Here is a 22,765-nt window from a genome sequence, read left to right on the forward strand (position 1 = left end):
AAAAGTCACAGAAATGTAAGCCAAAAGTTCTATTATATGGGTAAAGTAAAATAAAGGAGGCTCACATAATGGAGTTTTTACAGATACAAAATTTATGTAAGGTTTACGGCAGGGGTGAAAACCAGATTACCGCACTGGATCACATTTCCCTTACAATCGAAAAGGGAGAGTTTACCGCTATCATCGGCTCTTCCGGGTCCGGCAAATCCACCCTGCTTCACGCAATTGCAGGGGTAGATGTGCCCTCAGGCGGAAAGATATATTTGAACGGACAGGACGTTTATGCCCAGAGCAATGAAAAGCTCGCCATATTCCGCAGACGGCAGGTGGGCCTGATTTACCAGTTTCACAATCTCATTCCCACCCTGAATGTAGTGGAAAATATCACCCTCCCCATTCTGATGGATAAGAGAAGGGTAAACAAAGAACGGCTGAACGACTTGCTGGATCTGCTGGGGCTGCAGGAACGCAGAACCCATCTGCCCAATCAGCTTTCCGGGGGCCAGCAGCAGCGGGTGGCTATTGGCCGTGCTCTGATGAACGCACCCCAGGTTATGCTGGCCGACGAGCCCACAGGCAGCCTGGACAGCCGGAATGGGCATGAAATTATTAAACTGTTAAAAGAAAGCAATAAAAAATATGGGCAGACCCTGCTCCTCGTAACCCATGATGAAAATATAGCCTTGCAGGCGGACCGCATCATTGGCATCTCAGACGGCAAGGTGGTGCGGGATGAGAGGCAGGTGGGGCTTAGATGAACATCTTTCATAAAGTGGCCTTCCAGGGGCTGAGGAAGAACCGTACACGTACGCTGGTTACAGTTATCGGAGTAGCGCTCTCTGCTGCTCTGATCACGGCGGTGGCGACCTTCGCTGTCTCTCTGCAAAACTATATGGTAAATGGCGCCATTGCAAAAAGCGGTGACTGGCACGTTGAGTTTCCGGATGTGGACCAGGATTTTGTCCGGGAACAAGCCGGTGACAGCAGGGTTGCCAATCTTACCTCCTTTGAAAATGTCGGCTATGCAATGCTGGAGGATGGAAAAAATCCTGACAAGCCCTATGCATTTATAGCCGGGTTCTGTGAGGATACCTTCGATACTTTGCCGGTACAGCTTGTTTCCGGCAGACTGCCTGAAAACAGCAGGGAGATACTTGTCCCGGTCCACCTTGCGGCAAACGGAGGCGTAAAATTCTCAGTGGGGGATACCCTTACCCTGACAGCGGGTACCCGTCAGGCGGGAGATGAAGTACTCTCACAGCACGATCCGTACCGCGCCGGGGAGGAAAGTCTGACAACAGGAACGGAGAAAACTTACACGGTGGTAGGGATCTGTCAAAGACCGGCCTTTGAGGAACACTCCGCGCCCGGATATACTCTGATTACCATAGGGGATGGGGGAAATGCTAAGAGACGTGTCAGCGCCTTTGCTGCTTTGAAAAAGACCGGTCAGATCCAAACGTACGCTGAGGAGGCGGCCCGGGGCGGTGCCTATGTTCTGAACGATAATGTGCTGCGTTTTCTGGGTGCTTCTGACGATACCCTGTTCAATACCCTTCTCTATTCCACAGGCATTATTGTGATTTTGCTTGTTATGCTGGGTTCTGTCTTTATGATTTACAACTCGTTCAATATTTCTTTGAATGAACGGACACATCAATTCGGAATTCTCATGTCGGTGGGAGCCACGGCAAAGCAGCTGCGCAATTCAGTGCTGTTTGAGGGAATTTGCATTGGTGTCCTGGGCATTCCCCTGGGTATTTTAATCGGTATCCCTAGTATCAAGCTTGTACTTGAGCTTGTGGCCAGGAACTTTGCAAATGTGCTCTACGATACCGTTCCCTTAACCCTGTGTGTTTCTGCTCCTGCGCTGGCAGCAGCGGCAGCTGTCAGTTTTATTACCATTTTAATCTCAGCCTATATTCCGGCAAGAAAGGCAGCAGGCACACCTGTGATGGAGTGCATCCGCCAGACGAATGAGATTAAGGTAGAGGCGAAAGCTATAAAAACCTCCAGATTGCTGGGACGCATTTACGGCCTTGAGGGGACACTGGCATTGAAAAATTTTAAAAGAAATAAGCGGCGCTACCGCAGTATTGTTTTGTCTCTAACGTTAAGTGTTGTGCTGTTTGTATCGGCAAGTGCTTTTAGTTCATGCCTAAGTGAGATGGGAGAGCAATCGGCGGTGGAGGCAGACGGTGATATATCTTTCTATTCCGCGGATATGGGGGAAAACGAAGCGCTCCGGCTGTATGACGAACTGAAAACCGCAGGCGGTGTAACCAGAAGTACTTATCAGGCGGTATCCACCTATACCTGCACAGTAAAAACCAGTGATCTTACCAGTGAATTCCTGGACAGCTGCGGGGAGGATACAGGTATAGACAGGGAGAGTGACACAGCCGGGATGATGCTGGACGTTCAATTTATTGAGGATGATATCTACCAGAGTTTTCTGGAAAGCCTCGATCTCCCTGGCGAAGAGTATACCGCACAGGACGGAAACATGATTATAGTAGGTAAAAAGATGGTAGATTCCACGATTATTGATGTGTTCAGAGACCGGACCATGGAGTTTACCCTGGGTACTGCATCCGGGGAACAGACAAAGACGATCCATGCGTCCTTTGTGGATACCTACCCGTTAGACCCCCCGCCGGCGGATCCGGGCGAGGTGAAGGGCTATGTTCTTATGGTGATCGCCCCTTACCAGATGAAGCCGCAGTTTGACGCATTGAGTGCCCCCACAAAGATGGCATTTACCTTCTGGTCGGATCATCCGGGGCAGTCTGCGGCGCAGATGCAGACCATGATTGACAGCGCAGGTACTGCCGTGGATTATACTCTGTACAATCTTCATAAGATCCTTGAGGAAAACCGCAATGTCTCCTTCATTGTAAACTTATTTACAGTTATTTTTAGCATCATGATTACTCTGATTGCAGTGGCAAACGTATTCAACACCATTTCCACCAATATCAGGCTGCGAAGAAGGGAACTTGCCATGCTTCGTTCTGTGGGAATGCCTGACCGGGATTTCAATAAGATGATGCGCTTTGAGTGTGCCCTGTATGGTCTGCGGACCCTGCTGTTTGGCCTGCCCATCTCAGGGCTGCTTTCCTGGCTGATTTATAAGGGTATGGTACTGGGCGGTGCTGAGATTGCATATACCTTCCCGTGGAGCAGTATGGCAATCAGTATCCTCGGAGTATTTTTAGTAATATTTATTACCATGCTGTATGCGGTAAGCAAGATACGAAAAGAAAATATCATTGATGCCCTGCGGGACGATATGGCCTGATGGGTGTGCGCTCAGGTCCGTATCGTCTGGCCGCCGCCAGACGATATGGGATTATTACACGGGAGGAGGCAGGCAACATAGAAAAATCATTTCCCTTCCGCTGAAAAGTTGCCAAGGGCAGCAGAACTCTGGTATAGTGGAAAAAACGGCAGATACCACAAAGGAGACGATTATGCGGCTGAACATGCACATTCTGGCGGAGCATTTCCGGCGTGAAGAGGTATTGGATTCACATATCCCTGACACTACGGTATTAGATTTAAAAAATATACGTAAATATACACCAGAGAAGAAACCGGACTGGGAGAACTATGTGTACCTGATAGATGGGGAAATCAGACAGAAGGACTGGTTTGCCGGGTGGGATCCGTGGTCTGATGACAAGCATATGATATTCCTCAATACACAAGACATTCCCGAAGCCTGGAGGGAAGAGCAGTGGATTCTTCTGAAGACCGGGACGTGTGCGTCGGAAGTTCTGGAAAGGATTGCGGGTGTATTTGAATGGTTCCAGGAATGGGAAGAACGGCTTTTGCGTGCACAGATCGCAGGGACAACGCTGAAAGGTGTCCTTCGTATTGCTGCGGAGGCAGTCCCCAATCCAATTGGCCTTTTTGACAGCTCTACCAGTTGTTTGGGCTGGGCGGGAGAGCTTCCTGAAAAAAGAGATGCCCTGTGGGAGTTGGCTGTGGGGGAGAAGGTTACCTTTTCCTCCGAAATGTATCAGCTATACAAGAAATTGGGGATACTGGAAGAAGTGGAGGGCAGAAAGGCTGCGGCAATCTACCGCCTGGGAGATGAAACCTGGCCTGATTTTATGAATGCCAATATCTATGATGCCAAGGGTAAGACAAGATTGGGCAATCTCGGAACAACAGCCTTGAACGCCCCTATGACGGCAGGGCAGTTAGCTGTTTTTGACTATCTCGCATCCTATTTATCACCAATTCTGGAACGGTATCATCAGACATTATATGATGCCAGGAAGCAGAATTTTATTAACTGTCTGGACAGAAAACCGGTTAGCAAAGAATACTTTTGGAATCGAATGTCAGCAGGGGGTGTCTCTGACAAAAGAAGACTGCATATTCTGTATATCCGACAGCTTATCGGAGACGGGGAAGGGCTGTATTCGTTAGAGGCTCTGGAAACCAGGCTGCAGCGGGGATTTTTGGAGCAGAAGAATATTTTTGTGTCCTACCATAATGGCATTGCCGTGTTTGCCTGTGACTTGGACAGCAGTGAAAAGATGGATGCGTGGATTGGACACTTTAGGAAACTCGCAGGGGAGGTACAATTTTGCATAGGTATCAGTGAGATGTTTGACAGCATAGAAGAAATCCCGGATGGCTATAAGCAGGCTGAAATTGCTGTTGGGTATGCTTTAAACAAGAAGAAAAATGGGGCTGTCCGCTTTAGAGAATGCATCTACAAGTATGCAGCCCGTAAAATAACAGAAGACTTATCCATAAAAGCCATATGTCATCCTAAAATCTACGAAATCTATCTCTATGATCAGGAACATAGAACCAGCTATATGGAAACACTGCATGCATATCTGGAAAGCAGCTGCAATGTATCCAAAACAGCTGGAAGACTCTATCTCCACAGAAACACGGTGAATTATCGATTGGAAAAAATGCGTGAGCTCTTTGGCGATAAGTTTATAGAAGAATCTCCGGGAGATATGCTGTTTTCTTTAAAAATATTAATGAATTAGTAGCAGGCAGGTGGAAGCAGGCATTTCCACCTGCCTTTTTGTGCATGATTGCACAAAGAAAGCAGATAAAATAAAACAATAACAGTATCCAGAGACGATGTTTTCCCCTTGCATTCTATTTATAATAAAGTCATCAAGTTACATACGGCGCCGATGATTTATGGAATCAGAAATAAAAATTGGAAGATGCTAGTTTGGAGGTAACTGTTTAATGGAAACTAAGAATCAAAAATGGCTGGTATTTGCTGTCTTATGCCTGGCGTATATGCCGGCCTCCTATGCACAGTATCAGCTTTCTGTATTTGCGCCGGATCTGATGGCGGATTATGGGCTGACAACGTCACAATTTTCTTCTGTGTTCACTTCACCTATGCTTGTGGCCATATTTTTGAGTTTTGCGGGAGGGATTATCTCAGACAGATTCGGAGCAAAAAAGGTTACCAGTATTGCGTTTGTACTGACTTGTATCGGGCTAATTGGCAGGATTTTTGCAGGGAGCTATCTGCCGTTCTTTCTTTGCATGGCATTGACGGGTTTTTCCCAGATGTTTGTGAATACCAATGCATCTAAAATAATGGGAAGCTGGTTTGAACCGAAGAAAGTGGGGATGCTGATGGGTGTTTTTGCACTATGCGGCCAAATCCCGGGAGCATTTGCCACGGCTACAACAGCTGTCTTATTTCCCAATATGAAGGCAGCCTACGGGGCGGCAGCCGTGTTTGGCGTTCTGGTTTTTGCACTGTGGCTACTGTTTGTGAAGGACAGACCGGGTACCTCTGGGGAACAGGAAGTGAAAGAGGAAATCTCAGAAAAGCAGGCTTCCGTTAGGGAGTGCCTGGGCGTTGTGCTGAAGAACAAAGGAATCTGGTGTATTTCTGTCTGCATCATGATGATATTGGGCTGCAATGTGACATTATCCACATTTTTACCGATAGCCCTGCAGAAGATGCACGGGTTGGATCTGGCGGTGTGCGGCACAATTGCATCCATGATCACACTGGGTAACTGTGTGGGCTCAATTACAGGCCCCATTATATTCCAGAAGGTAGGGAGAGTCAAAAGGTTTGTTCCGGGAATTGCAGCGCTGTCTTTCGTGAGTGTTCTCATATGCTGGCGGTTTGATTCCGTGCTGCTTCTGTACGCGTTCTGCTTATTGACAGGGACGCTTCTGGGTGCGGCTATGCCAATCTTTTTTTCAGCGCCGATTCTACTGGAAGGAATTGGAATCAGGTATGCAGGCAGCGCGGCAGGGGTAATAGCAACCTTGCAGCTTCTCGGGGCTGTATTAATTCCCACCTACATTCTTACCCCCATTGCCGGGGAAAATTATGGGCTGCTGTTTAGCCTGGCGGCACTGTGCATGCTGGTTATGTTTGTGTTTGGGCTTTTGATACCAGAGTTTACAACATCTAAAGAAACAATATAAAAAATCTATATAGGAGGGATATTATGACGAAAACAATCAATGAGGGCGTATATACCTTTATGAATTCCGGAGGGATGCTGGTTCCCTTTGTGTATGACGGATGGAGAGCAGAGACACTGGCCTCCAAGGAAACGGCATATTTTTGTACGGTTTTAAGCACTTCGCCAATCTATGATATTAAAGGGCCGGATGCAGCAAGATTTTTAAGTTCCATTTGTGTGAATGACTTTACAACAGCAAAACCGGGAGGGATCCGCCATGCTGTCTGCTGCAATGAAAAAGGTCAGATTACCGCAGACGGTGTTGTTATGACATTGGCAGAAGATCACTTCCGCACTTACTGGATTATGCCGGTGGTTGATTACGAAGCATCGAAGACTACTATGAATATTACGGGGGAAAATATGATGATGAAGGAGTTTTTCCTTCAGATTGCTGGTCCTAAAAGTCTTGAGATTATTGAGCAGGCGGCAAAGCAGGATATTCATGGGCTGAAGTTTGCAAAACACATGATGATCCGGATTGCGGGTGTAGATGTGCGGATTCTCCGTCTGGGCATGGCAGGGACTCTTGCGTATGAACTGCATGGAGATATGGAAAAATTTGAAGAGGTCTATAAGGCGCTTTGGGACATCGGTGTTACATATGGTGCCAAAAAAATGGGAAATCAGGCATATGTTATGAATCACACAGAGGGTGGCTTCCCTAACCTGAACATGCATTATCCTCTGCCCTGGTACGAGGATCCCGGACTGGCCGCCTATCTGGAGAAACATCCAATGGAGGGCTTCTGGAACTGGAACAGGCATCTCGTGGGAAGCTGCGGAGACGATCTGGAAGTGAGATTCCGCACTCCGTATGACGTAGGGTGGGGGAATCTGGTGAACTTTAACCATGAGTTTCCGGGAAAGAAAGCACTTCTAAAGATTGCAGAGAATCCACCCATGGATGTAGTTACTTTGGAATGGAATGCCGATGATGTGGGAGAGATATTTGCGTCTCAGTTCAGAGGGAGAGATGTGGAACCCTATGATGAGATCGGGGAAAACCCGGTAGATATCTATTTTAATCTGAATGTCAGCGGCGGATTTATCTATCATCAGGATTATGTTATGCTGGGAGATGAAAAAATCGGGGTTTCCGCGGTTCGGGCGAGAAGCGCCTACTACCGGAAGATGATTTCGCTGGGCTTTGTGAAAAAAGAGTATGCGAAACCGGGAACAGAACTTTCAGTTCTTTGGGGAAGACCGGGAACACCTCAGTACAAGGTACGCGTAACAGTAGCACGTACACCGTATGTCGATTCCGAATTTGTCAACAATAAATTTATTGATGTGGAGGAGATTCCTCATTATAGGAAAGAATAGGGAAAAAGAACACCCCTGCAGCGTGTGATTGGCTGCAGGGGTGTTAAGCGCCAAGAAGGGCATAATGCTGCTCTATCTCATTTTTTTGAACGTATCTCTGAGCGCATAATAACACTCATCGAATAATTCCTTCACCGGAGTATAAGAAGCTGCAGCCTGAGGAACCGGATCATGAGTGGCTTCTATATGTATGAAACGATCAATTGCTGAAAAATCCTTAAATAAACCTACACCGACACCGCCTGTAACAGCAGCGCCCATGGAACCGGCTTCTTCTAATAAAGTGGGAACCAGGATTCTGGCATTATATACATTAGCCATGATGTCTCTCCACACTTTACCCTTTGCACCGCCCCCTAAGACTAATATTTCTTTAATGTCTACCTGAGTCTTAAGGACATCCAGTATAATAGACAAATTCATTGTGATGCCTTCTAAAACACTTCTAAGCAAATCCCCCCTTGTATTTTCGGGCTTTAGCCCGATCCAGGCTCCTTTGGCATGGGGATCCCATCGGGGTGCCCGCTCTCCAAGGAGATACGGGAGAAAAATCAATCCATTAGCACCTATAGGGCTGTCCTGAATTGCCTGGTTCATATAGTCATAAGGTGATCCTCCGTGGAGCTTAGCATCATAAGATTCCATCTTACAGATACATTCTTTTACCCAGCTGTATGCTCCCCCTGCATACTGCATAGTACCGTTTGGGGCATACAGTCCGGGTATAATATGGGCCCAGGTAACAGTTCTCATCTGTTCATCAAAAATAGGCTTTTCTGTGGTGGTGGTTATCCAGGCCGAAGTGCCCATACAGCTGTATGTCTTTCCGGGTGCAATCGAGCCTGCTCCTACATTGGCTGCAACCCCGTCTCCGCCTCCCAGGACAACCGGGGTATTCTCGGCAAGTCCGGTGGCCGCCGCCGCATCTTTTGTGACGGTACCGGCTATAAAAGTGGATGGCTTCAGCTCCGGAAGCTTGTCTATGTCAATACCTGCATAAGACAGTAATTCTTCAGACCACTGCAGGTTTAATAAATCAAAGCACCCGTTGCTGTTGCCGTCAGAATATTCCGTATAAAACTTCCCGGTCAGACGAAACACAATATAATCTTTGGCATTTAATGTTTTATAAGTCTGTTCATAAACTTCAGGTTCGTTGTCTCTGATCCACATAAGTTTTTGGATACCATAGGATGCCGTATTCCGATGGCCTACAATATGGTAGTAATCCCATTGAGAGATGTGTTCTTCAATCTGGTCGGCTTGTTTCTGAGCCCGCTGATCTGCCCATATCATTGAGGGACGCAGGGGAGTTCCGGAGGAATCTACGCATAGGCACCCCATCATCTGGCCGCTGAAGCTAACTGCGGCAATGTCAGATGGCAGAACGCCGGTGGATTCAATAAGCTGACGGCTTGTGCAGCAGACTGCCCGCCACCAGTCATCAGCGTCCTGTTCTACCCAGGTGCCGTTGAAATAATGAGTATTGTAGGAATAAACCTCGTGGCCAATCAGCCTCCCATCCTCAGAAAACAGTGTGGCTTTATTCCCGGAAGTGCCAAGATCATGTGCTAAAATATACTTGCTCATATAAACCTCCCAATTGTAATGTTATAATGTTTGTTTGTAGGTACATAAAAAATGATAAAAATAAATGTTTATGTAATTGTCCCTGACATACAGCATTTTTTTGTATGTCAAGGGATTCAACTATTCGGGTGCCACTGTTATCTCAAATACATTTCGATCGCCCCGGTATCTTGCCAATGAATATTCAATGGGCTGTCCATATAGGTTATATCCTATGGAAGTAAAAAAGTGGATGGGCTTGCCTTTTTTCATATTAAGGTGCCTGGCGTCCTCACTGTCTGCTTCAACCGCCTCAATCTGCCTCTGTATTTTTACAATTTTTGTGTCGTCGGATTTGCCAAGCTCAGCGTAAAGAGAAATAGTTGTAAAGTCAAGGTTTATAAGATCCTGGCATCTGCTGTAGGGGAGATATGTTTTAATGGTGACCAATGGTTCGTCGTTTGCAAATCGCCTGCGGTATAAAAAGAGTACCTGATCATTCTCACTTAAGTTCAAAAATTTGGCCACGGTGACATCCGCAGGAATAACCTTTAAATCCAGGACTTCGGTGCTTGCTGTTAATCCTCTCCGAGCCATTTGGCTATTAAAGGATTCTATTTTTGTTATAAAATCCTCATTATTAATTTTGGGCTTAGAGACAAAAGTACCTTTGCTTTTAATTCGGTACAGCCGTCCCTCCTGAACTAATTCAGTGATAGCCTGTCTAACCGTCGTACGGCTAATCTTAAAGATATCACTTAATTCATTTTCTGTGGGGATGGGGCTGCCGCTTGGATAAGTTCCGTTTTTTATTTCATCCAAAATAATCTTTTTTAGCTGAAAATACAAAGGAATGGGAACTGATTTATCTATTCGGTCTGCGTTAAGTGCCATATGAACCTCCTATGAAATTACTGCGAAATAACTATCTTTGTCGTTACATTATATCATAACAATGATTAACGTGCAAGCACTTAGCGCTAAATGTTTATTGTTATAACATAGTGACATAAACTAATAATTGTGTTATTGATTTGAAAAAATAAAATAAAAGATATATTGAAAGTTAAATATGTAATAATACCAAAGTATTCAGAAGATTATACATAGATGTTCTTGTAAAAAATAAAATATGACAAAAAATAGGTACATAGCTATGTAGTAACAAAGATACATATTTTTGTTGACTTTTTTGTGCGTACGTGTTATTTTACCATTAAAGGATGTATGATACATAAGAGTCTCCAATGCGCATTAGACAGATTCACCAGTACAGTCCGGTTTCATAAAAAAGCGAACAGACATTTCATTATTTTAGGAGGTATAGTAAGATGACAATGATTCAGCATCAGACGAGAGCTTTCGGGTCACCCAGCAGATATATTCAGGGACGCTGTGAATTAGAAAATTTAAGGGAATATACAGACGCGTACGGAAAAAAAGTATTTATATTGGTAGACACCTTTTTCTTTAAAGAATATAAAGAAAAGTTTGAAGCTATGTATGCAGGCGGCGACAGTACCGTGATCGTAGAAGAGTTTTCAGGGGAGATAACTGCCGAAAAGATTGATGAGATAGCGGAAGGTCTGAGGGCATTTGGTCCTGAGGTAGTCGCTGGTATGGGCGGCGGCAAAACAATGGATACAGCCAAGGCTGTCTCAGACATTTTTAAAGCTGTTACGGTTATTATACCTACAACGGCCTCTACGGATGCGCCTACCATAGGGCTTTCAGTGATATATACAGAGACGGGAGAACATGTGGGTCCCAGACATTATGTTAAGAATCCGGATCTGGTACTGCTGGACACGGATATTATATCGAAAGCGCCTGTTCGTTTTCTGATTGCCGGGATGGGAGATGCGCTTGCTACTTTTATAGAGACAAGGGCGAACCTGCAGTCACATTCTCCTAATTATGTAGGGAAAGGATTCTGCAGTACAATTGCAGTGGGCGCCATTGCAGAGGCATGCCACAAAACGATTCTGGAAAAGGGTGCAAGAGCGAGAAGAGCAGCGGAAAGAGGACTTTGTACCATTGATGTGGAGGACGTGATTGAGGCCAATACACTGCTCAGCGGATTGGGCGTACAGAATTCCAGCTGTGCGGGTGCACATTCTATTGCAGAGGGAATAACGGTTCTTCCGGCCTGCCAGAAGCTGCTGCATGGAGAAGTTGTGGCATTTGGTATTTTAGTGCAGCTGATGATAGAGGGAAGGACGAATGAAGAAATAGAGGAAATATATGCGTTTTTCCGAGAGGTTGGTCTGCCCTCCACATTTGCAGATCTTGGACTTGAGAATGTTACAGATGAGGAGATCATGAGCGTTGCAGAAGAGTCTCTGAAATCTTACTGGGACGTGGAACCCTTCCCGGTTACGGCCCAAATGATCCATGATGCCATGATCCTGGCAGATATCCAGGGGCGCCGGTTCAAAGCCCAGGCATAAGCATATGAAAGGCAGAATATTTAACATACAGAGATTTAGTGTACATGACGGACCGGGTATCCGGACAACCGTATTTTTTAAAGGCTGCAACTTAAGGTGCCAATGGTGTCATAATCCGGAGTCTTATGAGACGGGCATACAGCTGGAGTACTTTGCAGATAAGTGTGTAGGGTGCAGAGCCTGTGAGGCGGTCTGTCCCCAGGGCGCCAGGATTCAGGACGGCCACAGAATTCATAGGCAGGGCTGTACACTGTGCGGGAAATGTGCAGAGGCATGTATGTACGGGGCCATTGCCATAGCCGGATGGGACCTGGAGCCGGAGACACTATTAGAAACAGTTCTTAAAGATAAAAAGTATTATATGAACTCCGGGGGCGGAATTACGTTATCAGGGGGAGAACCGATGCTTCAATGGGAGTTCTTGTCAGAATTTCTGCCATTGGTGAAAGAGAATGGAATATCAGTTGCTTTAGATACGGCAGGTAATGTTCCCTACTGGAAGTATGAGAAGCTTTTCCCGTACCTGGATTTCATTTTATTAGACATTAAGATTATGGATGATACCCTGCACAGAAAGTATACGGGTGTATCGAACAAATTAATATTGGAGAATGCAAAGCGGTTTATAGAGCAGGGTATCAGGATACATATCAGGATTCCTCTGATAAAAGGCATTAACGATACAATAGAGAATGCGAGACAACTGACGCATCTTCTGGGTGATGCCCCCAATGTGGAAGAAGTGCGTTTGCTGCCGTATCATACCCTTGGAGTGAGAAAGTCCCAGAGTTTAGAATTGCCTGTCTGTGAGTTTTCTCCCCCCGAGGCACATACGATGGAGCAGCTTAGGGAGATTTTCGGGGATAAAGGGGTCTGTTAAAAGCAGTCGGATAGAGAAAGGAAGGGATAGCCAGAATGGTAAGACGTGAGCTAAAGAAACGAATAGAAAAATGGTTTGACAGAGATTACCGGGAAACCTTTATGGAACGAATTGACTTGGTTATGGAGGCGGAGCAGCTTTACCAGCATGAGAAGGAGGGTCTGGCATACGGCCATACGCTGGCCCACATTTTGGAAAGCATATCTCAGCCGCTGGAAGACAGCGAACTTCTCGCTGGCGCTGTTGCCATGCGGATTCCCACAGAGGAAGAGGAGAAAACCATACGGGAAGTATACAAACGCTGGTGGGACATTCCGGTAGAAGAACGGCACAAAAAAATCTTTTTCTACTATTCAGAGAACTGGCTGCGCTGCAGACCATACTGGTTTCCCTCTTTTGGCCACTTGGCGCTGGACTGGGAAGGGCTCCTTTCCAACGGACTGGGGAGTATGGAATACAAAGCCAGAGAGCGCATGAAGGATGAGGCGCTTACGGAGGATCAGAAAGGGTTCCTGGAGGGGACTGTTCTGTGCTATCAGGCGGTAAGTGCTTATATCGAAAGATATGCCCAAACAGCAGAGAAAAAGGGCAGAAGCGGCATGGCAGAAGATCTCCGCCAGATCGCCTATGGAGAGGCCAGGACATTTGCGCAGGCGCTGCAGCTTCTCTGGATGATTATATTAATTGCACAGAAGGTATGCGGCTGCGGCGTATTGAACCTGAGCAGGATGGATCAATATCTCTATCCGCTCTATGAGAGGGATCTTAGGGAAGGCAGACTTACCTATGAAAAAGCAAGGGAACTGATAGATGAATTCTTTTTTAAGAATAATGAGATTATGGTGCAGACGGATCATATGTCCATAGAGACAGATTCTACGGACTACACCCTGGAGGTTGCATTTGACGATCCCAATTATCTGATTCTTGCAGGTAAGAAAGCGGACGGAACAGGGGGTGTGAATCCTTTGTCGTGGTTAATGGTTGAGTCGGCGGAAGAGCTCAAGCTTCGAAACCCCTTTGTGGTAGTACGCTATTACCATGGGATTCCCACAAAGTTCTGGCAGCTTGTCTGCAATGCCATGAGAAATAATGCAACTATTGTTATCTATAATGATGAGACTATGCTGCCTGCCTTAAAGCATTATGGGGTTGAAGAGCCGGAAGTATACGATTATGGGTTTTATGGCTGCAATGATCCGAACATCCCCGGGGACGAAGGGGGTCTGCGCCAATTGTGGTTTAACCTGGTGAAGCCTTTGGAACTGGCATTGAACCAGGGGGACTATCCCATGGAACCAAGAGGTAACAGCAGTCCCAGAGACTGCCAATTTGGCCCTGAAGATCGTATGACCGGGCTTATGACCGGTGCGTATTATGGTATAAAAAGTAAGGCTCCGGAAGAGATCCGGAGTATGGATGAACTGCTGGAAGTCTATGAAGAACAGCTTATGTACTTGTTAGGAGAATTCCGAAAAGGCTTTGAGATGGATTTTGAAGCAGAGCAAAAAGAGACGAAAAGCCGCATGAGAATAGAGGACTGTTTCCTGAGGGGAACAGTAGACAATGCACAGACCTGGACCATGGGGGGAACAAAGTACCATAAAATAGTTGCCCAGGGTTGTGGAATTGCGACTGTTATCAATGCCCTTTACGCGATAGAAAAGCTTGTTTTTACTGATAAAGAATTTACGTTAAGAGAGCTGTCGGACATTCTGCGGGATGACTTTTCCGGAAATGATATGTTAGCGCTGCGTCTCAGGAAAAAGCTGGATAAGTTTGGAAACGATATAGATGCAGTGGATAAGTATGCAAAGATTGTAACAGACCTGTATGTCCGTGGGATAGAGAGATATAACGGCGAAGGCTATTTATATCAAATGTGGCCTACCTATTCAACAGACAGGGACTTTACAACTATGGGGCGTTATGTAGGTGCTACCCCTGACGGAAGGCGTGCAGGGGAACCAATCAGTGAGAACCAATCGCCCAGTGAAGGAAGTGACATTAACGGAATTACAGCAATGCTCAATTCTGTTTCTAAAATACCTTTTGACAGGATCACAGGAGGGCCTTTAAATCTGCGCCTGCATCCCAGTGCGGTACAGGGCGATGAGGGACTAAATGCCCTGTGCGCACTTTTCCAGACTTACATGGAAAACGGGGGGATGCAGCTTCAGATTAATGTTGTGGATGCAGAGACACTTCGAAGTGCCCAGTGCGATCCGGAGAAGTACAAGACCCTCTGTGTCAGAGTCACCGGATACAGCGCGTTTTTTGTAGAGATGGGAAGAAAAGCGCAGGATGAACTGATAGCGCGTACAGAACAAATGGTATAAAATGGCTTGGGCCTGTTAAACGACAGGCCCAGTGGCCGGCCCCCCAACACTGGCGTAAAAAATATAAACTTTTGATATCTTGTAATGTAGTATCATTACTATATAGTGATATGAGAAATGGAGAAAATAGCGATATGAATATTTACCAGAAAGCGACACAGCCAACCATGTATTTTATAGGAGTTACCACGAATAGCTCCTCAATTATGAAGGTATTCCCAAAATGGGCAGAGGAATTAGGCTTAAAGGACGCGGTGATTAAGGGAATAGACTTTAAGCCTCATGCAGATCCGGCGCTCTATCGGGAGGCAGTTTCTTTTATAAAGGAAGATCCCATGTCCCTTGGAGCTTTGGTTACTACTCATAAGATTGATTTGTATGAGGCCTGCAAAGATATGTTTGAATATCTGGATCCATTTGCTGTTCAGTTAGGAGAGATTTCATCTATCTCTAAAAAGGACGGAAAGCTTTGCGGACATGCGAAGGATCCTATATCCAGCGGGCTGGCACTTGAGAACTTCATACCAGATAATTACTGGAGAACATATAACGGGGATGTTCTGATTATGGGAGCAGGGGGAAGTGCGCTTGCCATGAGTGTTTATCTGACCCAGAAAAAGTTCGGAGAAAATGTGCCGAAACATATTATCATTGCCAACCGCAGCCAACCCAGACTGGATACGGCAGAAAAGATATTAAGAGATCTGAATCCGGACACCAAGTTTGAATTTGTCCGGGGGGAGGAGCCTGTTGATAATGACCGTCTGCTAAAAACTTTAAAAGAGCATTCTCTGATTGTAAATGCAACCGGTCTGGGAAAGGACGGACCCGGTTCTCCTCTGACAGATGGGTGCGAGTATCCGGAGAATAGTTATGTTTGGGAGCTGAACTACCGGGGAGAGCGTATGTTCCAGAGACAGGCAGAGGCTCAGGCGGAGGCTAAACATCTGCATGTAGAGGATGGATGGATTTATTTTATCCATGGATGGACGCAGGTGATTGCCGAGGTATTCCATATAGACGGCATTGCACGTAAGATTCCCAGACTAAGTGAGATTGCATTAGAGAGGTAGGAGGAGCGCTATGAACAGATTTCAGTGGGACAGCAGTTTTTCTGTTGACTTTAATTTACAAAACGGATTTTCAGAGAAGGCTGAGACAACGAAAAGGTATTTATCCCAGATGAAGGAAATGTTTTATGATACAAATGCCGCAGAGAAAATACTGGAACAGGAAGATCCCTTAGTCTATGAGTTTCATGAGCTGGGGTGCCCAATGAGAGAGGGGGATTTGGCTTTTGGCACTACCATCCTGTATCCGGGCAAAGTAGGGAACGAATATTTTATGACAAAGGGCCATTTTCATACCATATTGGACACTGCAGAGGTCTATTATACACTGGACGGTGAAGGCTGTATGATTATGGAGAACCCGGAAGGGGAAACGATGGAAATGCCTCTGAAAAAGGGAGAAGCACTCTACGTGCCCCGCAGATATGCCCATAGATCCGTCAACACGGGAGATACACCCCTGGTCATGTTCTTTACCTTTGCTGCAAATGCCGGTCATGACTATGGGACCATTGAGACAAAAGGATACCGGAAAATATTGGTAGAGAAGGAATGCGGGCCTGTGGTAATTGATAATCCAAAATGGAGTTAAAAATATGGGAAAAGTAATGACAGTTTCTGGCCCTGTCACTGCGTCTCAGCTGGGATACTGTCAGTGCCATGAGCATCTTCTTATCAGTAGAGGAACATCGTTTCAGATCAATCCCGCTCTATGGATGGATGATATTGATAAAAGTACTGCAGAGGCGCTGAAATATAAAGAAGCCGGCGGAGATACTGTGATTGATGCCCAGCCGGGCGGATGCAACCGCATGGAGGAGGGGCTGCTGGAGATATCTGATAGAACAGGAATACATATCATTTCATCCACAGGCTTCCACAAGCTGATGTTCTATTCCGATACTCACTGGATTCACAAGATGCCGCAGGATGAGCTGTACCATTTTTTCAGAGAAGAGCTGGAGGTGGGCATGTACAAGGAGATAGACTGCGGATATCCGGAAAAACAAACCAAAATACGTGCGGGTATTGTAAAAACAGCCTTAGACAGGGAAGGTCTTTCTCCGCGTTACATGAACTTGTTCAGGGCGGCGGCTCAGGCTGCCATAGACAGCGAGGTACCCCTTATGGTACACATTGAACCTGGGAGCGATCCCAAAAAACTTTTGGAATTTCTGCTGGAGATGGGAGTTTGGCGGCATAGAATTATTTTCTGCCATATGGATCGGGAGATTAAAGAGACAGAGTATTATTTTTCTGTACTAAAAGAAGGAATCACCTTGGAGTTTGATACGATTGGGCGTTTTCACTACCATGATGATGCATCAGAACTTGCATTAATTAAAGAAATCTTGGATCGGGGCTACAGCGGGCAGCTTCTGCTGTCTTTGGATACCACCAGAGAGCGGCTGAAATCATATACCCCCAATGGGGTGGGGCTTACTTATTTACTCTGTAATTTCCTGCCCAAACTTAAAAAAATGGGTGCTTCTGAAGAACAGCTCCTTAATGTGACGGTTCAAAATGTCAAAAATATTTTTCATGAATGATTATGGGAGAGATGGATATGAACAATAATTTATTGCAGCAGATAGAAAAGTATAAGATAGTACCGGTTGTAAAAGTAGAACGTGCCGGGGATACGGGGAGACTGTGCGAAGCCCTGAGCACAGGAGGACTTCCTGTGGCAGAGATAACGTTTCGTACACCGGCAGCCAGGGAAGCCATAAGCGCTGCGGTAAAAGAATTTCCGCAAATGATAGTTGGCGCTGGTACCATTGTAAATGTAGAGCAGGCAAAAATGGCGGTTGATGCAGGCGCCCAATTTCTTGTTTCCCCGGGCATTTCCCACAAGGTGATTGAATATGCCCTGAATCAGAATATTATGATATTTCCTGGCGCATGTACACCTACAGAGGTAATGAGGATAATGGAATATGGCTTATCGGTTGCAAAGTTTTTTCCGGCGCAGCAATATGGCGGCCTTAGTACGATAAAAGCGTTGTCGGCACCTTTCTCAGACATACGTTTTATGCCTACCGGAGGGATCAGCGCTGCAAATGTGAAGGAATATCTGGCATTTCCCAAAATTGCTGCCTGCGGCGGGAGCTGGATGGTACGGCCGGAACTGATTGCCGAGGGAAGATATGATGAAATCCGCAGATTAACAGAAGAAGCAGTCGGTTTAGTGGGCGAATAGGAGGAGAAGAATGAAGATATTAGTTACCCCAACTTCTTTGCAGCCTGGTAAAAATGAAAAAATACTGAAACCTCTCAGAGAGTTTGCCGATGAATTAGTATTTAATCCTCTGGGCCGTCCTTTAGAGGAAGAGGAATTAATAAAGGCTTTGGAGGGGTGTGACGGATACATTGCCGGTCTGGACAGCATTACTGCGAGAGTACTGGAGGCATCCCCTCAATTAAAGGCTATTTCAAGGTATGGCGCCGGGTACGATCGGGTTGATATAGAGACGGCAAAGAACAAACAGGTAATTGTTACTAACACACCCGGAGTCAATGCCGAAGCGGTAGGAGAACTGACATTTGCCTTATTGTTGTCAATCGCCCGGAATATTCCCCACCTGAACCACAAATTGAAGGGCGGTGAATGGGTGCGCGGCAATGGAATAGAGCTGAAGGGAAAAACTTTAGGAATTATAGGACTTGGCGCAATTGGGAAAGTGGTAGCGCGCTGCGGCCAGGGATTTTGTATGAAACTTATGGCATATGATCCATTTATCAATGAAGAGTACTGTGCATGCAATCAGATAAAGGTGAGTACGTTTGAGGAAGTAATAGAGCAGGCGGATGTTATTAGCCTGCACATGCCTCTGACAGCGGTGACGAGACATTTGCTGAATAAAGAGGTATTTGATAAAATGAAAGACGAGGCTATCATCATAAATGCTTCACGGGGCGGACTTATTAATGAGGATGACGCTTACGAGGCACTTAAAAGCGGCAAGCTAAAAGGACTTGGTCTGGATGCGTTTGAGGTGGAACCCCCTGGAGACTCCAAACTTTTTGAATTTCCTACGGTTATAGCAACCCCTCACACGGGGGCACATACCAGAGAAGCCATTGAGAATATGGCAAAAGCTGCGATTCAGAATCTGATTGACGTTCTGACGGGAAAAGAAAATCCCAATATAGTTAGCAGGTAAATGGATAAATACATACTTTAAAGGAGATGGAATTATGGAAATGATGAGATCATTTATTATTGAAAAAGACGGGTCCACAGAGCTGAGAGAGATTCCCAGGCCCAGAATTAACAGGAAACAGGCGCTGGTGAAAATGATTGCCAACGGGATGTGCGGAACGGATGTAAAGATGCTCCATAGGACCTTTAAAGGCTTCCCGGAGTCGATTTATCCGCTGATGCTGGGGCATGAGGGGGTAGGAGAGGTTATCGAAACAGGAGAGGATGTCAGAGGCTATAAAATCGGAGATAAGGTGCTGCTGCCATTTGTCGATCCGGATCCTGAGCTTTACCCGGGATTGGGCTCCGGGTGGGGAGCTATGAGCGAGTATGGTGTAGTGTGGGACAAAGATGCTGTATATGAGGATGGGGAGGAAGCACCTGACTGTGCATATGCGCAGACAGTACTGGATCCTTCTGTAGATCCGGTAGATGCGGTTATGCTGATCACGTTCCGTGAAGTATTAAGCAACATAAGATATTTTGGGGTTCAGCCGGAAAATAATATAGTCGTATTCGGATGCGGTCCTGTGGGTCTTAGCTTTATAAAGTTCTTAAGTCTTTTAGGAGTGTCTGATGTTATTGCAGTTGACATATTTGACGATAAGCTGGAGGCGGCAAAGGAAAGGGGAGCTACCAGAACTTTTAACAGTAAAGAGTGCGATATTGTAAAAGAAATCCGTACTATATACCCCAAAGGTGTTGACTATGTACTTGATGCGGTTGGCTCCCCGTTTATTGTAAACCAGGCAATGCCGCTGATTGCAGACCGGGGAAAAGTGCTCTGCTATGGAGTTCCTGAGAAAGAGCAAATTACCATAGATTTCTCTAAGGCTGATTATAACTGGCAGGTTATCTACCAGCAGATGCCGAGAAAACGAGAGGAAGGCGAAGCTACGGAACAGGTGATGGAGTGGATTAATGACGGTAAACTGATCATTAAGGACTTTATATCAGATTATTTTAGCTTTGACAATGCTGTGGAAGCTTATGAGAAGCTTTTAGACCGCCAGATTTCCAAAAAAGGGATTATTGTATTTTAGAATTGCAGAAAAGCCAGAAACAGCAGATGATGCGGACTGTTTCTGGCTTTTTTATTTTATAAGTTATTGAATCTGAAAAAAGGATTCACTGTATGCCATATTACAAAAGACAAATATGAGAAAGATCCAGTTTGCCGATCAATTCAAAAGCTTCATTAAACTTTTTATCAACCAGTTCGTTTGAAATACCGGCAAAGCGGAAAACGGTGGTGATGGTACAATAGGAGATATTTACACATAGATTGTACCAATCATCCTCTGAGATTTTCTGGTACTGGTCTTTTTCGCAATAGGTAATGAACATTTCCCTTCTCCCCGCAGACTCCTGCATCCGCAGACGGTACAGGGTTTCATGGGACATGGCTTTTTGGTAGTAATGCAAAATAGCATCATAATAAGAATCCTCAATACCGATAGGGTCTCTGAGCGCAGTATCCATTGCGTACATGGACAGGCGGTTAGATTTGGAGGATTCATACTTAAAGCGCCTGCTTTGTGGGGTGCTGTAGGTTATGATATCTACAATTAGATCATAGGCAAATAGAAAAATCATGGGATCCGGAATGTCCTGCCGATGCAGCAGGTCCCAGATTTCTTTGTGAAAATTCTGGTTGATAATCCGTATAACCGTGGGTATATTTTTATAATGATAAGAAAAGAGAGAGGGCTGTACACCCAAGCGTTTGGCAATGCTGCCTACACTGGCATTTTGAAAGCCCAATTCCCGAAACTCTTCTTTTGCTGCTTCCAACAGCAGTTCTTTTGTTTTCTGACCTTTCGTCACGTTAAAACCTTCCTTTAATCATGTTTATTGTAATACGCAGTGACTTTCTTCTGCTATTTTACACAATTTTACTGTATTATGCAATAGAACAAATATAATTTTAAATAAAAATTGAATAAAATAAAAATTATTCAAAAATATGTTGAGATAATTCAAGAATGTGCTATACTGAAAGTAACAAAATGCAAGTGCTTTTATAAAAAGAAAATGGAGGTATGTTTATGGAGGTTGTTAAAATTTTACTGACGCTGGTACTTTTTGTTGGTGTGGTTTATGCGCTGAATAAAAAGTTAAGTCCGGCAATCACTCTGACCATGGCTGGTTTTCTGGCAATTCTGGTGGGCTGTCTGCTCAATGGCAACAATCTGATGGGTGAAGAGAGTACGGGAAATCTTTTATTTGATATTTTTGAGTATTTCCGGCGGGATGCAGTTGTGGGCACCATTTCCAAAATGGGAATCCGTATCATGTCCATTTTGACCTATGTGGCATATATGGATCATTTAAAGGCGACTAAGATGTTTGCCTTGCTGGCATCAAAGCCGGTAATGAAACTGAAAAATAAGTATCTGTTGTCAGGAGGGGCCCTTTTGCTTACGGCAGCCCTGATTATTGCGATTCCCAACGGTACAGGGCGTATGGCCATTCTTATCGGTACCGTGTATCCGATTATGTTAGCCTGTGGTGTGACAAAAGCGACAGCGGCGGTGGCTATTTTTGCGGGAGCCATGTACTCCTGGGGACCGGCCAATCCGAAGATTCCTACCGCGGCGGCATACATGGGGATTGAAGTGAATATGGTGGAATATTTTTTAAAGATTGAGTGGCTCTGGGATATTCTGGCCATTGCAGTAGGGATTCTGGTCTATATTCTTACCTCGCGTTTCTTTGATAAGAAAGAGGATGCAAAGACGGAAACAGAAGGGTATTCCGGACTGACAGTTGAATCCCTTGGGATTCCCAAGTGGTACGCAATACTGCCTCTGGTGCCTATTGTATTAATCATAGCCTTTGGAGGAAATCTCCCCAGCCTTCCCCAGATGGAAATTGCAGCCATTGAATTCATGTCCTTTACTTTTGTCTTTTTGTTTATCACTCTGATCTCCAAAGACAAAAAGCAGGCATGGAATGATGGTAATATTTTCTTTACCGGATTGGGAAATTCTCTCAGCCGTATTGTAGGAATCATCATCGGCGCCACAACCTTTGGTGCTGGTATCACCGCTCTGGGCGGTATCGATTTGATCCTGCAGCCCGTATTAAATATGAGCGCCAGCAATGCTAATTTGTTTATTTTGATTACTGCAATCCTCGCTGTTGTAGTGGGAGTGGTATCGGCCAGTGACTATGTTGCCAATTCCGTACTGGGCCCGGTCTATGCATCCTTTGCAGCATCGGCTAATCTGAATGTGAACGGTTTTTTATTGCTTTCTGTAAATGCGGTTCAGATGTGTATTGCACTTACACCGGCTACTGCACATGTGGCGTTGATCAGTGAAGGTTCAGGGGTGCCTATTAACACAATTATCAAAAGGGCCAGCCTGCCTATTCTGTCATCTATCGCAGTTTATATTATTGGTACTATGGTAATGGTTTGATAAAAAAAGAAAAGAG

18 protein-coding genes are annotated in these 22,765 nt (G+C 45.4%); 15 read left to right on the forward strand and 3 right to left on the reverse strand.

What is annotated here, in order from left to right:
• Positions 1 to 68 precede the first annotated feature (68 nt).
• The 5 genes from GKG41_RS05390 (at position 69) to GKG41_RS05410 (ending at position 7,814) form a co-directional block, all read left to right on the forward strand.
• Positions 69 to 758, forward strand: coding sequence for an ABC transporter ATP-binding protein (locus GKG41_RS05390; protein WP_072854697.1), 690 nt, complete (start codon positions 69 to 71; stop codon positions 756 to 758).
• Complete coding sequence (locus tag GKG41_RS05395) at positions 755 to 3,301, forward strand: FtsX-like permease family protein (protein ID WP_154257540.1); 2,547 nt, start codon at positions 755 to 757, stop codon at positions 3,299 to 3,301. Before GKG41_RS05390 ends, GKG41_RS05395 begins: the two co-directional genes overlap by 4 nt.
• Before the next feature lie 172 nt (positions 3,302 to 3,473).
• A complete protein-coding gene (locus GKG41_RS05400; protein WP_173015524.1) occupies positions 3,474 to 5,021 on the forward strand; it encodes a helix-turn-helix domain-containing protein in 1,548 nt (515 codons plus the stop codon).
• Between the two features lie 211 nt (positions 5,022 to 5,232).
• The gene (locus GKG41_RS05405; RefSeq protein WP_154257542.1) at positions 5,233 to 6,447 is read left to right on the forward strand and encodes an MFS transporter; all 1,215 of its coding nucleotides are present in this window, start codon (positions 5,233 to 5,235) and stop codon (positions 6,445 to 6,447) included.
• Between the two features lie 23 nt (positions 6,448 to 6,470).
• A complete protein-coding gene (locus tag GKG41_RS05410; RefSeq protein ID WP_154257543.1) occupies positions 6,471 to 7,814 on the forward strand; it encodes an aminomethyltransferase family protein in 1,344 nt (447 codons plus the stop codon).
• A 72-nt stretch (positions 7,815 to 7,886) separates the two neighbouring features.
• Here GKG41_RS05410 and GKG41_RS05415 read toward each other — a convergent pair whose 3' ends face one another.
• Entirely contained in the window at positions 7,887 to 9,404 is a 1,518-nt protein-coding gene (locus GKG41_RS05415) for an FGGY-family carbohydrate kinase (protein WP_154257544.1), read from the reverse strand.
• A gap of 120 nt (positions 9,405 to 9,524) precedes the next feature.
• Complete coding sequence (locus GKG41_RS05420; protein WP_072854701.1) at positions 9,525 to 10,277, reverse strand: GntR family transcriptional regulator; 753 nt, start codon at positions 10,275 to 10,277, stop codon at positions 9,525 to 9,527.
• Between the two features lie 437 nt (positions 10,278 to 10,714).
• Here GKG41_RS05420 and GKG41_RS05425 point away from each other — a divergent pair, with 437 nt between their 5' ends.
• From GKG41_RS05425 to GKG41_RS05465, 9 genes are all read left to right on the forward strand, one after another.
• The gene (locus GKG41_RS05425; RefSeq protein ID WP_154257545.1) at positions 10,715 to 11,833 is read left to right on the forward strand and encodes a glycerol dehydrogenase; all 1,119 of its coding nucleotides are present in this window, start codon (positions 10,715 to 10,717) and stop codon (positions 11,831 to 11,833) included.
• A gap of 4 nt (positions 11,834 to 11,837) precedes the next feature.
• On the forward strand, positions 11,838 to 12,713 hold the full coding sequence (locus GKG41_RS05430) for a glycyl-radical enzyme activating protein (protein ID WP_154257546.1): 876 nt from the start codon (positions 11,838 to 11,840) through the stop codon (positions 12,711 to 12,713).
• 35 nt (positions 12,714 to 12,748) lie between these two features.
• The gene (locus GKG41_RS05435; RefSeq protein WP_154257547.1) at positions 12,749 to 15,052 is read left to right on the forward strand and encodes a pyruvate formate lyase family protein; all 2,304 of its coding nucleotides are present in this window, start codon (positions 12,749 to 12,751) and stop codon (positions 15,050 to 15,052) included.
• Positions 15,053 to 15,186: 134 nt separating this feature from the next.
• Positions 15,187 to 16,125, forward strand: a complete 939-nt coding sequence (locus GKG41_RS05440; protein ID WP_154257548.1) for a shikimate dehydrogenase — start codon at positions 15,187 to 15,189, stop codon at positions 16,123 to 16,125.
• 10 nt (positions 16,126 to 16,135) lie between these two features.
• Entirely contained in the window at positions 16,136 to 16,714 is a 579-nt protein-coding gene (locus tag GKG41_RS05445) for a glucose-6-phosphate isomerase family protein (protein ID WP_154257549.1), read from the forward strand.
• A 4-nt stretch (positions 16,715 to 16,718) separates the two neighbouring features.
• Entirely contained in the window at positions 16,719 to 17,672 is a 954-nt protein-coding gene (locus tag GKG41_RS05450; protein WP_154257550.1) for a phosphotriesterase, read from the forward strand.
• A gap of 17 nt (positions 17,673 to 17,689) precedes the next feature.
• On the forward strand, positions 17,690 to 18,322 hold the full coding sequence (gene eda / locus GKG41_RS05455; RefSeq protein WP_154257551.1) for a bifunctional 4-hydroxy-2-oxoglutarate aldolase/2-dehydro-3-deoxy-phosphogluconate aldolase: 633 nt from the start codon (positions 17,690 to 17,692) through the stop codon (positions 18,320 to 18,322).
• 10 nt (positions 18,323 to 18,332) lie between these two features.
• On the forward strand, positions 18,333 to 19,286 hold the full coding sequence (locus GKG41_RS05460; protein WP_154257552.1) for a phosphoglycerate dehydrogenase: 954 nt from the start codon (positions 18,333 to 18,335) through the stop codon (positions 19,284 to 19,286).
• A gap of 34 nt (positions 19,287 to 19,320) precedes the next feature.
• Positions 19,321 to 20,367: a zinc-binding dehydrogenase gene (locus tag GKG41_RS05465; protein ID WP_226902456.1), complete on the forward strand. Its 1,047-nt coding sequence runs from the start codon at positions 19,321 to 19,323 to the stop codon at positions 20,365 to 20,367.
• Positions 20,368 to 20,467: 100 nt separating this feature from the next.
• Here GKG41_RS05465 and GKG41_RS05470 read toward each other — a convergent pair whose 3' ends face one another.
• Positions 20,468 to 21,151, reverse strand: coding sequence for a TetR/AcrR family transcriptional regulator (locus GKG41_RS05470; RefSeq protein ID WP_154257553.1), 684 nt, complete (start codon positions 21,149 to 21,151; stop codon positions 20,468 to 20,470).
• Between the two features lie 221 nt (positions 21,152 to 21,372).
• On the opposite strand from GKG41_RS05470, the gene dcuC reads away from it, so the two are divergent.
• A complete protein-coding gene (gene dcuC / locus GKG41_RS05475; RefSeq protein ID WP_173015525.1) occupies positions 21,373 to 22,749 on the forward strand; it encodes a C4-dicarboxylate transporter DcuC in 1,377 nt (458 codons plus the stop codon).
• The last annotated feature ends 16 nt before the right edge of the window (positions 22,750 to 22,765 follow it).

This window comes from Lactonifactor sp. BIOML-A5, from assembly GCF_009677585.1.
Taxonomy (GTDB): Bacteria; Bacillota; Clostridia; order Lachnospirales; family Lachnospiraceae; genus Lactonifactor.

Bases quoted from the DNA above. Each gene is read 5' to 3' on its own strand.
- GKG41_RS05395 (WP_154257540.1), top strand. From the start codon at position 755: ATGAACATCTTTCATAAAGTGGCCTTCCAGGGGCTGAGGAAGAACCGT.
- GKG41_RS05465 (WP_226902456.1), top strand. From the start codon at position 19,321: ATGGAAATGATGAGATCATTTATTATTGAAAAAGACGGGTCCACAGAG.
- GKG41_RS05390 (WP_072854697.1), top strand. From the start codon at position 69: ATGGAGTTTTTACAGATACAAAATTTATGTAAGGTTTACGGCAGGGGT.
- GKG41_RS05410 (WP_154257543.1), top strand. From the start codon at position 6,471: ATGACGAAAACAATCAATGAGGGCGTATATACCTTTATGAATTCCGGA.
- dcuC (WP_173015525.1), top strand. From the start codon at position 21,373: ATGGAGGTTGTTAAAATTTTACTGACGCTGGTACTTTTTGTTGGTGTG.
- GKG41_RS05425 (WP_154257545.1), top strand. From the start codon at position 10,715: ATGACAATGATTCAGCATCAGACGAGAGCTTTCGGGTCACCCAGCAGA.
- GKG41_RS05445 (WP_154257549.1), top strand. From the start codon at position 16,136: ATGAACAGATTTCAGTGGGACAGCAGTTTTTCTGTTGACTTTAATTTA.
- GKG41_RS05450 (WP_154257550.1), top strand. From the start codon at position 16,719: ATGGGAAAAGTAATGACAGTTTCTGGCCCTGTCACTGCGTCTCAGCTG.
- GKG41_RS05430 (WP_154257546.1), top strand. From the start codon at position 11,838: ATGAAAGGCAGAATATTTAACATACAGAGATTTAGTGTACATGACGGA.
- GKG41_RS05435 (WP_154257547.1), top strand. From the start codon at position 12,749: ATGGTAAGACGTGAGCTAAAGAAACGAATAGAAAAATGGTTTGACAGA.
- GKG41_RS05420 (WP_072854701.1), bottom strand. From the start codon at position 10,277: ATGGCACTTAACGCAGACCGAATAGATAAATCAGTTCCCATTCCTTTG.
- GKG41_RS05440 (WP_154257548.1), top strand. From the start codon at position 15,187: ATGAATATTTACCAGAAAGCGACACAGCCAACCATGTATTTTATAGGA.
- GKG41_RS05405 (WP_154257542.1), top strand. From the start codon at position 5,233: ATGGAAACTAAGAATCAAAAATGGCTGGTATTTGCTGTCTTATGCCTG.
- GKG41_RS05415 (WP_154257544.1), bottom strand. From the start codon at position 9,404: ATGAGCAAGTATATTTTAGCACATGATCTTGGCACTTCCGGGAATAAA.
- GKG41_RS05400 (WP_173015524.1), top strand. From the start codon at position 3,474: ATGCGGCTGAACATGCACATTCTGGCGGAGCATTTCCGGCGTGAAGAG.
- GKG41_RS05460 (WP_154257552.1), top strand. From the start codon at position 18,333: ATGAAGATATTAGTTACCCCAACTTCTTTGCAGCCTGGTAAAAATGAA.
- eda (WP_154257551.1), top strand. From the start codon at position 17,690: ATGAACAATAATTTATTGCAGCAGATAGAAAAGTATAAGATAGTACCG.